At 48.2% G+C, this 10,610-nt stretch carries 12 protein-coding genes; 7 read left to right on the top strand and 5 right to left on the bottom strand.

Annotated features, from left to right (window positions below; genetic code table 11):
- Positions 1-246: 246 nt before the first annotated feature.
- Both RMO52_RS21675 and RMO52_RS21670 read right to left on the bottom strand, forming a co-directional pair.
- On the bottom strand, positions 247-1,650 hold the full coding sequence (locus RMO52_RS21675; RefSeq protein ID WP_309742352.1) for a cytochrome c biogenesis protein: 1,404 nt from the start codon (positions 1,648-1,650) through the stop codon (positions 247-249).
- 404 nt (positions 1,651-2,054) lie between these two features.
- On the bottom strand, positions 2,055-2,798 hold the full coding sequence (locus RMO52_RS21670; protein ID WP_310418455.1) for a cytochrome c biogenesis protein CcdA: 744 nt from the start codon (positions 2,796-2,798) through the stop codon (positions 2,055-2,057).
- Between the two features lie 232 nt (positions 2,799-3,030).
- Here RMO52_RS21670 and rpmG point away from each other — a divergent pair, with 232 nt between their 5' ends.
- From rpmG to RMO52_RS21640, 6 genes are all read left to right on the top strand, one after another.
- Positions 3,031-3,225 (top strand): 50S ribosomal protein L33, encoded by a 195-nt coding sequence (gene rpmG, locus RMO52_RS21665; RefSeq protein WP_309736890.1) that lies wholly within the window; start codon positions 3,031-3,033, stop codon positions 3,223-3,225.
- A gap of 169 nt (positions 3,226-3,394) precedes the next feature.
- Positions 3,395-3,610: a 30S ribosomal protein S18 gene (gene rpsR, locus RMO52_RS21660; RefSeq protein WP_309742142.1), complete on the top strand. Its 216-nt coding sequence runs from the start codon at positions 3,395-3,397 to the stop codon at positions 3,608-3,610.
- A 225-nt stretch (positions 3,611-3,835) separates the two neighbouring features.
- Positions 3,836-5,851 (top strand): ribonuclease R, encoded by a 2,016-nt coding sequence (locus RMO52_RS21655; protein WP_309742141.1) that lies wholly within the window; start codon positions 3,836-3,838, stop codon positions 5,849-5,851.
- 15 nt (positions 5,852-5,866) lie between these two features.
- On the top strand, positions 5,867-6,133 hold the full coding sequence (locus tag RMO52_RS21650) for a TIGR02450 family Trp-rich protein (protein WP_310418452.1): 267 nt from the start codon (positions 5,867-5,869) through the stop codon (positions 6,131-6,133).
- A gap of 228 nt (positions 6,134-6,361) precedes the next feature.
- Entirely contained in the window at positions 6,362-6,976 is a 615-nt protein-coding gene (scpB, locus tag RMO52_RS21645) for an SMC-Scp complex subunit ScpB (RefSeq protein WP_310418450.1), read from the top strand.
- 225 nt (positions 6,977-7,201) lie between these two features.
- Positions 7,202-7,564 (top strand): DUF760 domain-containing protein, encoded by a 363-nt coding sequence (locus tag RMO52_RS21640; RefSeq protein ID WP_310418448.1) that lies wholly within the window; start codon positions 7,202-7,204, stop codon positions 7,562-7,564.
- On the opposite strand, the gene RMO52_RS21635 is transcribed toward RMO52_RS21640, so the two are convergent.
- Both RMO52_RS21635 and RMO52_RS21630 read right to left on the bottom strand, forming a co-directional pair.
- Positions 7,561-7,728 (bottom strand): hypothetical protein, encoded by a 168-nt coding sequence (locus RMO52_RS21635; RefSeq protein ID WP_309740144.1) that lies wholly within the window; start codon positions 7,726-7,728, stop codon positions 7,561-7,563. The two genes, RMO52_RS21640 and RMO52_RS21635, sit on opposite strands and share 4 nt — an antisense overlap.
- A 17-nt stretch (positions 7,729-7,745) precedes the next feature.
- On the bottom strand, positions 7,746-8,792 hold the full coding sequence (locus tag RMO52_RS21630) for an aromatic ring-hydroxylating dioxygenase subunit alpha (RefSeq protein ID WP_310418446.1): 1,047 nt from the start codon (positions 8,790-8,792) through the stop codon (positions 7,746-7,748).
- A gap of 99 nt (positions 8,793-8,891) precedes the next feature.
- Here RMO52_RS21630 and recO point away from each other — a divergent pair, with 99 nt between their 5' ends.
- Entirely contained in the window at positions 8,892-9,707 is an 816-nt protein-coding gene (gene recO / locus RMO52_RS21625) for a DNA repair protein RecO (RefSeq protein ID WP_309740149.1), read from the top strand.
- 122 nt (positions 9,708-9,829) lie between these two features.
- Here recO and pdxA read toward each other — a convergent pair.
- Positions 9,830-10,610: 4-hydroxythreonine-4-phosphate dehydrogenase PdxA (pdxA, locus tag RMO52_RS21620; RefSeq protein ID WP_310418444.1), on the bottom strand; the 781-nt coding region annotated here is incomplete at its 5' end.

The raw sequence follows: 10,610 nt of genomic DNA, 5'->3' as shown, positions 1-10,610 counted from the left end.
CCCAGCACTCAGCCGGCTAACTCCAGTTTCGAGACCCAGACGTGTACTACTCTCGATCATGGGCACCACCTCCTAATATAATAATTGGATAGCTGTACTAGACAGCGGGTAATTTACTACCTAAAACTAAGTTAACACAGGCGCACGCCTTTGACAATCAGGATTAGAGCAGATCTAGGTTAAGTTAATTTAACATTAGTTATGGCCGCTGCTTCGCTGTAAATATCTAGCATTACCAGCCCCAAATTAGCTGACTACTGTCGGCACCTGGACATCGCTCATAACGTTGACTGTAGGCGCGTCTTGGAGCTTTTCGATAATCGCGATCGTTTCCCGCTCGAACACCACCTGAGCGCGATTTGTGCGCCCACCTAGGTACAATTTGCCCTCTTTAGTTACTGCCCAGATTTGGGAATGAGAGAAGTAGCTCATGACTACGCCTGCCATCAATAAGCCAAAGCCTAAATAGACGATCGGAATTCCGGGATCGGCTTTAATCTGTAAGCCAGTACCACCAATCACTTCGAGGACTTTGAGCGTAACTCCATTGACCTCTAGTGAGCTGCCAGCGCGGACGCTAGATACTAGTTGTCCTTTGGTATCGTAAACCAATAATGTGCCCTGTAAGTCCTTGGCTAGCAGCGAGACACCTTCGCTCAGATCTGGCTTGGTGGGAATCCACGTTCCCCAAATGCGATTTTGGACGCCTTCCCCTAATTGTGCCATCGGGAGTCTAAAGATCGGGCTATTATTAATTCTGACTTTCACGCCGGAAATCGACCAGTCGGTTTGGTAATAATAAACGCCCTCATATTTCAAGGGTTTGTTGACGTGAATTGTTTGGCGATCGAGTTCTTTTTTGCTGGTATTATCGATCACTGATAGGTCGGAATAAAACTGATCGATCGTGCCAGCAGGGGTATATTCAATCCAGAAGCGATTGACTTTAACCGACCAATCTTTGGGGATTTGATTGCGTGCTAATGGCCCCGCATCGAGGATATTTTTGACTTGGAATGTTTCACCACTGGGTACCATCTCCTGCGCGATAAATCCTGTCATCGCTCCCCAGACACCGCCGAGAAGTGTCAAAATCATCCCGATATGGACGACAATCGGCCCGATCTTACCGATTAATCCTTTACGAGCATAAAGTTTATCACCTTCGGTAAAGATCTTGTATTTTTGAGTTTGTAACTGTGCTGAAAGTTCATCTAAATTGCGATCGTCGATTTCTGCGCTCAGCGCCAATCTCTGGAAGAATTTAGGATTATCATAAAATTTCCACTTCCGTGCCGATTTGAGCATCGGTAGTTGGGTGGTAAAGGTACAAGTCATCAGGCTAATGCCGAACAGTACTAATAATCCTAAATACCACCAAGTTCGATATACGTGGTCTAAACCGATAACTTGAATTACTTTCCAACTCAGAAAGCCAAACAAAGCTGGATGTTCGGGATAGTTAGCTTGATAAAATGCTGGCGTTTCGCCCTGTTCGATGACTGTCCCGGTAATACTTAAGACTGCGATAATCAGTACTAGCGCGATCGCGAATTTGAGATTGGCAATTACTGGAACGATTTTTTTACGCCACCACTGTTGGGGTATTTGCCAGAAGTTGTCTGAAGTTACGTTAGATTCGATCGCCATCTGTAAATTAGGGGTGAGGTTTTAGCTGTTAGGCTTTAGTGAATAAAGCAGTATTTGTAGTTCGTAGGGTGGGCAGTGCCCACCAACTGGATCTTAGCTATTACTGATAACAATTGTTTTGTTTGGAGAATGCCCACTATCTACTAATTTGCAAAATTTCAATAATCTAAAATAAGGATATTTATCTGCATATCTGTCGAGTCGATCGCACCTTAAATTTAGATGGTGGGCAGTGCCCACCCTACTTATGACTTACAATTTAACAGCCTGGGAAATTTTAATAATATAAAATGCGGATACTTTTATGCCTATCTATCGAATCGATTGGGTATAAAATTTAGATGATGGGCAGTGCCCACCGTACAAATGTGTATATCCATATTCTTAAAAATGCCGATCGACCATTAAAAACTTGGAATTCTAGTCAATAGTGAAAACACCCCAAACCCAATCAACAACACACCACTAGTCGGGGTAATCCAACCAGACCATTTACGTACTTCTAATAACTTTTTGATGACCGCCGTAAACGTCCCCGCTAAGATCAATGGTGCCACATAACCAGCCGTGTATGCTAGGAGGAGTACCGCACCCAACCAGATATTACCCGTACTAGCGACCCAAGCAAGTAAGCTTGCCAAAACTGGCGTGCTGCAAGGCGAAGCAACCAATCCAAAGGTGACACCTAGTAAATAAGAGCGCGCACCATTTGGTAAATCTTTGGGAATCCAGTCCATCCCGCCAAAGTCGGGGAGTTGAAAGGGTAGAGCTTCCAGCAGATTTAATCCCATCAAAATTGCCACCACGCTGACAAAGATCGGCAATCCCAAGCCAATTTGACCGTAGACCTTCCCGACTACCGCCGCAAAAATTCCCAATCCCGCTAGGGTAGTCGCTATTCCCCCACAGAAAAATGTCGATTGCAGCGCGGCTTGCCAACGACTTTTGTATTCATAGCCACCGATGTAGCCGATCGTAATCGGTAGCATCGATAGAGTACAAGGGGTCAGACTCGTCAGTAAGCCTGCTGAGAAAATCGTCGCCACAGATACCCAGGTAATCTGCGTTAGTTGCTCGGTCACGAGTCGATCGGCAAAGTGTTCGAGTTGATATAGTGTCGTCTGAATGTCGATCGTGGAGATATTCATTTGAGGTAAAGTGAGAAAGTATCGCCAATAGCACCCGATCGCCGATTCTACAAATACTGTCAGTTACTAGTTATAGCAATATTTACAGGCTTACGTGTGCATCTCGATCGCTTGCTACTACTTTCCCTATTTTAGCGACTAGTAAATCGCTACCCAGTTGCCGATCGAGTCGGACTCATGAGATAATCATAGGCTGTGTCTATTTTATTCCCATGTTGGGTCTGTAAAGAGTATGGCAGCCAAAAAGGGCGTTCGTATTATCATCACATTGGAATGCACCGAGTGTCGTAGCAATCTTGCGAAACGTTCGCCCGGTGTCTCCCGTTACACTACAATGAAAAACCGCCGGAACACTACCGCCCGGTTGGAATTGAGCAAGTTCTGTCGCTACTGCAACAAGCACACGACACATAAAGAGATCAAATAACGGTGGCTAGTTATCTCGATCGAAGGGGAGAGGGTAATGGGTAATGGGTAATAGGTAATGGGTAAACAAATTTTCACCTTTTGCTACTGCTCTTGATATTGCCGAACCGATCCATCCCCATCGAGCCATAACGATTCACTATCCACTATTCACTAACCACTAAAAACACATGGCTTATTTTCGCAAACGGTTATCGCCGATCAAACCTGGAGATCCGATCGATTACAAAGACGTAGACTTACTACGGAAGTTTGTCACCGAACGTGGCAAGATCCTACCTCGGAGAATTACTGGTTTAACCGCCAAGCAACAAAGAGATATGACCCTCTCGATTAAGCGCTCGCGCCAAATCGCGTTGATGCCATTTATCAACGTCGAAGGCTAACCAGTCAGGAATGAGGAATGAGGGTTGCTAGTGGCTTCAAGTTTCCAGCAAACTTCATATCTTCACATTCCTAGTCTCCTAGCCACGATCGTCAATTCACCGTAAACTAGAAAAAAAGCATATTTTTATCGATCGGGCAGCCTTGAGGATTCGCCAGAGTCCAGCCGAAATCGATGACAACCACATAACACGTAACGACGCACCGTTACAAAGGAAGAAATAGGGGTGGAGAAGGGAACTCTAGTTGAATTTTGGCACAATGGAGACCGCCGTCTAGCAATAGCCGACCGTCCAGAAGGAAAAAAACACTGGATCGCGATCGATGCTCGGACACAACCACATACGTTACATCCCCGCGATGTTACTTATGAAGTAGCTGGGATTAGCTACAGCAAGCCCGCCCAAATCGATGGTTTTTTAGCTGAAGTTGCCCCAAATATCGATCCTGAGAGTTTAGAAGTAGCTTGGGAAATGTTGGTAGCAGATGGGGAAATAGTCGATCCGCCCACTTTGGCAGATTTACTATATTCCGATCGGACACCAGCACTTTGTTATGCGGCTCACGTCTTGCTCTCAGAAGACAAGATTTATTTTAAGAACAAGAAAGAAGACAAGTACGAACCGCGCAGTCGCACTCAAGTTACCGAACTCCAGCATCAAGCCACCATCAAAGGGCAAAAAGAGCGGGAACAGCAGGGATTTATCGATCGGGTGCGACAGCAATTAGCCGGGACGCCTGTAGAGTGGGAAGAGACTGACAAGCAGCGGCTCGAAGTCCTAGAGAAGTACGTTCTCAACCCAGATCTACCACCGCAAAAACTGGGTGAATACCTCACAGCTCTCAACCGCACCCAATCTCAGTCATCGGTATTCGCGCTCCTAGTCGAACTGGGTTGGTGGAGCATCCATGAAAATATCCATCTGCGTCGCGCTCAGACTCCAGTTCACTTCTCACACAAGATGCAAACAGTGGCGCATGAATTATTAACTAATCCACCTGTCGATCTCGACGCAGCCCACCGCCGCGATCTTACCCATCTGAAAGTCTATACGATCGATGATGAAAGTACTCAGGAAATCGATGATGGCTTGAGTGTGGAAATGTTGCCAGATGGTCGTCAAAAGCTGTGGGTACACATCGCCGATCCGACGCGATTATTATATCCTGGGGATGAATTCGATCTCGAAGCGCGGAAAAGATCGGTCACTATTTATCTCCCCACGGGGATGATTCCGATGTTTCCGCCCGACCTGGCTACTGGCCCAATGAGCCTCAGACAGGGGAAAAAATGCTGTGCCTTAAGTTTTGGGGTGATCCTCGATGACAATGGCGCAGCGAGCGAATATGAGATAACTCCGAGTACGATCGAGCCGACCTATCGACTGACTTATGAAGATGTCGAGGAGATGTTGCAGTTGCGAATTCCCGGCGAGATGGAAGTCGAATCCCTTGCCAAAGCTGCCAAACTTCGCAACCAGTGGCGCACCTCCCAAGGGTCGATTAATATCAATATGCCCGAGTCTACCATTAAGGTTAACGGCGATGAAGTCTCGATCGATTTGATCGAAGACAATCGCGCCCGCCGCTTGGTAGCCGAAATGATGATCTTAGCCGGTGAAGTCGCGGCTAAATACGGGCAAGATAACTCGATTCCCTTACCCTATCGCGGACAACCCCAGCCCGAACTCCCACCCGAAGAAGAACTGATCCTCATTCCAGTCGGCCCTGCACGCTCCTGTGCCATCCGGCGCTGTATGCCTCGGAGTGAAATGGCAACCACCCCATCTCGACACGCTAGCTTGGGTTTAAACACCTATTCACAAGTCACATCCCCCATCCGCCGCTATACAGACTTACTGGCGCACTATCAAATCAAAGCGCACCTGCGCGGCGATGAGTTACCATTTACGGTCGAACGGTTGCAGGAAATCATGCTGGCATTGGGTACCAATATCTATGAAGCGATTATGGTCGAACGTCAAACCAATCGCTACTGGACTTTAGAATACCTCAATCGATCGGGCGATCGCGAATGGGACGCGATCTTCTTGCGGTGGTTGCGGGAAGATGAGAGTCTGGCGCTGATTATGATCGAAGAATTGGGGATTGAGTTAGCGATGAAGTTCAATCGCTGGATAGCGGCGGGCGAACAGATCCAGGTACAAGTTGCTTTAGTCGATTCGCGTCAAGATATCATTCATCTGCGCGAAATTACCCCTCACTCAGCCGAGTCCGCGTAAATTTAGTTGGGAGTCATGGCAAAAAAACAGAAATATCCACATTTACTCGGCTCAAAATGGACGGCTACCCAGAAAATGTGGGGCTGGCGACATTTTCAAGTCGTCAATCGCAAACACGATGGTAAGTGGATATTTGCCGAAATGGTCTCATCCTGCGATCCTAGTATCAGATTTTGGATCAATGCCCAAGCGATGAAAGATACCAGCCAATGGAAACCCGGTTGGCAATCTCTAGAAGAAATGGGATTAGATACTAACGATGAGTTGGTGCTAATAGAGTAAGATTGAGTTTGTTCGGATGACTGGACTCGATCGAGTTTGATGACGTCATAATCAATTGTTTAAAACATCGATAGCGATCGATTCCAGCCTAAAATATTCCTTAAACATTGCATCGATCGTAGATGGTGGGCAGTGCCCACCCTACAAAATGCTTACTACTAAAACCTAAAACCTAAAGCCTAAAGCCTATTCTCTCTCCCCCTTCCCCTATTCCCTATCCCCTAAAGAATGTTTCGTCTCGCCAGTCAAATCGAAGCCATCTTGTACCTCAAGGGACAAGCCCTAGATTTAGCATTTATTGCTGAATGTGCGGGGTGCGATCGCGATGCGGCGGAAACGGCGATGATGGAGTTGATGGATGATTATGCCCATCGCGATAGTGCGCTCGAAGTCGTCGAAACCCCGCAGGGTTATACGCTTCAGTTGCGCGGCTCGTTCCAAGCTTTGATCGATAAGATGATTCCCGCAGAAATCGGGACGGGTGCGCTGCGAACTCTAGCCGCGATCGCGATTAAAGGCTCTATTTCCCAAACAGATCTGGTAGAATTACGCGGTAGTGGTGCCTATCAACATGTCCAAGAATTAGTAGAAGTAGGCTTTGTTCGCAAACGTCGTCAATCGGGCAGTCGTTCCTCACTAATTCAAGTCACTGATAAGTTTCACCGTACCTATGAAATTAACGACTTAGCAGCTTTGCAAGTAGCCGCCGCTCAGATCTCATCAACCGATGAGAGCGAGCTGGAACCACTCTCACCAATCGCAGCAACTGACGAGAGCGAGTTACCAAATCCCCTCACAACAGCTAATCCTGACGGGGTGGATTTCACTACTCAACCTGTCTGAGTCACATCTAATTAGCCGCTTACCCATCTCTGCTCGATCTGAAAATTTTGAGCTAGTGAATGCGGATAACCGTTCTCAGGGCATACTAACAGCAGGGATTCGATCGCTGCTAACCACTCGATAACACAGTATGATAGTTGTATCGAGCAGTCGATTTAGCCTCTGCAAACGCAGAACCGCTGAAGATCGATCGACCATCACCTCGCTCCATCAATAATAGTCATAATGGCATTTAATCCTGATTTTCTGGAACGCAAATCTGAAGATGCTCAAGTAAATCAATTACTGAAATATCTTCAACATCAATCCCCAGAAGTCTTAGCGCAAATTGCTAAGGCCACAACGCCCCAGGTAAAAGATATTATCACTCACAATATTCAAGGTTTACTGGGGATGTTGCCGAGTGAAGGCTTCAGCGTCCAAGTCACCACAGATCGCGACAACTTGGCAAACCTGCTAGGTTCGGCGATGATGACTGGCTACTTCCTCCGCCAAATGGAACAACGGATGGAACTAGAAGACATGCTCATGGGTTCGAGTTCGATCTCCAGCGAAGGTTCTGGCTCAGATCGTCGCGACCAGACTTAAATCGACAGATCGACTATCGATTCAGGAGAGCGGCTGGAGATGAATGTGAATTTATTAATTAGACGGTAGGCAGCGGCTCCCGCTCGTCGGGTTTCCCGACGGTCTAGGGAGACAAGACACTTCCCGCCGTCTACATTGGCTCTCAAGGCACGTTCGCTCGTCAAGATTCTATTCGAGATATCTAACTCCGCCAGCGCAGGATCTGGGACTTGACGGGATTGGTGAATTCGCGCTGTTCTGCATTAGCTTTGATAAATTCCGATCGCAGTCGGTAGTACCATTGAGCTTGAGTATCGGCATCTTTGATCAGCATCAAGGGAGGATCGTGCCGGAGTCCGATCTGTTGCTTGACGACCATATCCCGATCTTGACCGAGGAAAGTATTGATAAATGGTTGGATCAGTGGCAACAGCGGTTTGAACCATCCGATCGAAGTATAGAACATCGTTGTGACTTCAGTCTCGGTTTCGGATATTGGGGTAATGACCGTGAGATTTGCCACCCGATTGGTATTGGTAATAATTTGCTCGACTCTCACCCCAGGTAATTGGAAGGAAATCTCGACTTCCGCATCGCCACCGAGCAACCGATAGAAAAATGTTTGCCGTTCCAAGCGATGACGGCGCATCGTAAATCCATAAGGCGAAGGATCGAAAGCTTTAACTTCCTCTGAAAGGATAGCATCCGATCGCCACCACCACGATCGATGTACGAACGGAACGTGAGCGGGGTCCATTAGCCCCACTACGGCATGGTCGATAAAACAGGGAAAGTTCATCGTAAATGTCGATTGATACGCCCGATCTTCAAAGCCTGCGACCACTGGGACGGGATGGGTTGGCTCCGTCTCCCCACGTTCTGAGTCGGACATATAAATCCAGATATTCCCCTGCACTTCCTGCACGGGATATCTCCGCACCTGGAAATTACTTAAATCTAAGTCCTGGTCATCACTCAGAGCCGGAATCACCGTACATTGTCCCTGCTGGTCGAATCGCCAGCCGTGGTAAGCACACTCGATCTGCGCTCCGTCAAATCGCCCACAACTCAACGGGATCGCCCGGTGGGGACAGATATCTCGCAGCGCAAATACTTCCCCAGCATGAGTACGTCCGAAGACGATGGGTTCGCCGAGCAATTGTTTGGCAAACATCCGACCTGGTTTGAGCTGGATTCCGGGTAGCGCATAGTACCAAATATTTCGGAGGAAATTTTGTTTCTGGGTCACTGGTTTATCGTTGGTGTGGGCAGCAATTGACTCATTTACCGCTAAGTTCTGTACTTTAAAAGTCTATAGTAAATAAGGTTTGTCAGCAGCACCCAGTTCATGAGCGGTACATATAAAGCGACAGGAATCAATCTCAAAGCTATGCCCATCGGTGAGAACGATCGATTGGTAACTATTTTGACCCCCGAACATGGTTTGATTAGAGCGGTCGTTCCGGGCGCACGCAAGTCCAAATCGGGGATGGGCGGACGGAGTGCGTTATTTATGGTCAATGATTTATTAATCGCCAAAGGTCGCTCGCTCGATCGAGTGACGCAAGCTCAGACGACGATGTCTTATGGACGACTGATTGGCGATTTGGGGAAACTTGCCGCCAGTCAATACCTCGCTGAAATCGTGCTGGCGCAAGCATTAAGCGATCGACCGCAATCAGAATTATATCAATTATCGATCCTCCATTTGGGCCGACTCAATGACTTAGAACAGGGCGATAATACCGGATCGATCGCTCTTTTGTGTCAGGGAATTTTTCACCTGCTGGCACTCGATGGGATCGCACCGCAGGTATATGATTGTTGCATTACCAGAGCGCCGATCGAGCCAAATTTTACGACGCTCGGCTGGCAAATTGGGTTTAGTATCGAATCTGGTAGTACTGTGGCGATCGCTGCTGCTGCTGAAGATCCGAGTGTGACTGTTACTCATCGGCTCACAGCATTGGATTTGCTCTTATTGCAGCACTTATCCGATCCTAATCTCGACAGGTTAGATGTCGCGATCGATAAATTCTCCCTCGATACGATTTCGGATCTGGATCTGGCGGGTGCGTGGCGACGCATCGAGCGGATCTTACGCCAATACATTCATTCCCACCTGAATATTCAGATTCGCTCTGCGGCGCTGATCGATTTGTAGCTGATATTCAGATTCGCGCTGCGGCACCGATCGATTTGTAGCTAACACACTTTTCGCCAAACCCTCGGGAAACCCCACAGATAGCGCATCGCTTGTGACAAGCAGTGAAATTAAGCAAGCAATTATCCAGAGCCAGCACCATTCAAAGATCGCCTTTCCACCAACTCCACCGCCAGATCGATCGCCGCCCCCATACTCCGCGCATCCGCCACCCCCAACCCCGCAATATCAAACGCCGTCCCATGATCCGGCGAAGTCCTGACAAATGGTAAACCGATCGTCGTATTAATCGCTCGATCGAACGCCATCAACTTCACCGGGATTAACCCCTGATCGTGATATAGAGCCAAATAACCATCCGCAGCTTGCGGCTGAGGGTGCGTCCCAAACCAAGCCTGTCCCGGCTTCACCCACATCGTATCCGGCGGTAATAATCCCAACAACCGATACTCTGGATAAACCTCCCGCTCACCCTCCAACCACCGATCCATCCACTCCACCTCCTCTCGCCCCAACTGTCCACCCTCACCACTATGCGGATTTAGCCCCGCGATCGCGATCGTCCCCGATTTTAGTCCAAAATCTACTCGCAAACACTCCACCAACAACCCCAACTTCAAACTCAGCAGCTCTGGTGTCAACGCTTGCGACACCTCACTCACCGGGATATGTGTCGTCGCCAACAACGCTCTCAACGTCCAACCAGTATGGGGAGAGACACCGACAAACATCATCCCAAAGCGGTCTACCTGCGCCTTGAGCGCGAGTAATTCCGTTTGACCGGGAAAATGGTGTCCCGCTGCCAACCATGCCGATTTGGCGATCGGAGCCGTGACGATCGCCTCAAACTCTCCCGCCAACGTTCGATCGATCGCCAGATCTAGATATGCAAAACCCGCCGCA

The sequence above is a fragment of the Chamaesiphon sp. OTE_8_metabat_110 genome, from assembly GCF_031382685.1.
In the GTDB taxonomy this organism is placed as follows: Bacteria; Cyanobacteriota; Cyanobacteriia; order Cyanobacteriales; family Chamaesiphonaceae; genus Chamaesiphon.
Note: the sequence above shows the minus strand (reverse complement) of the source record. Positions and strands in the feature narration are given on the sequence as shown.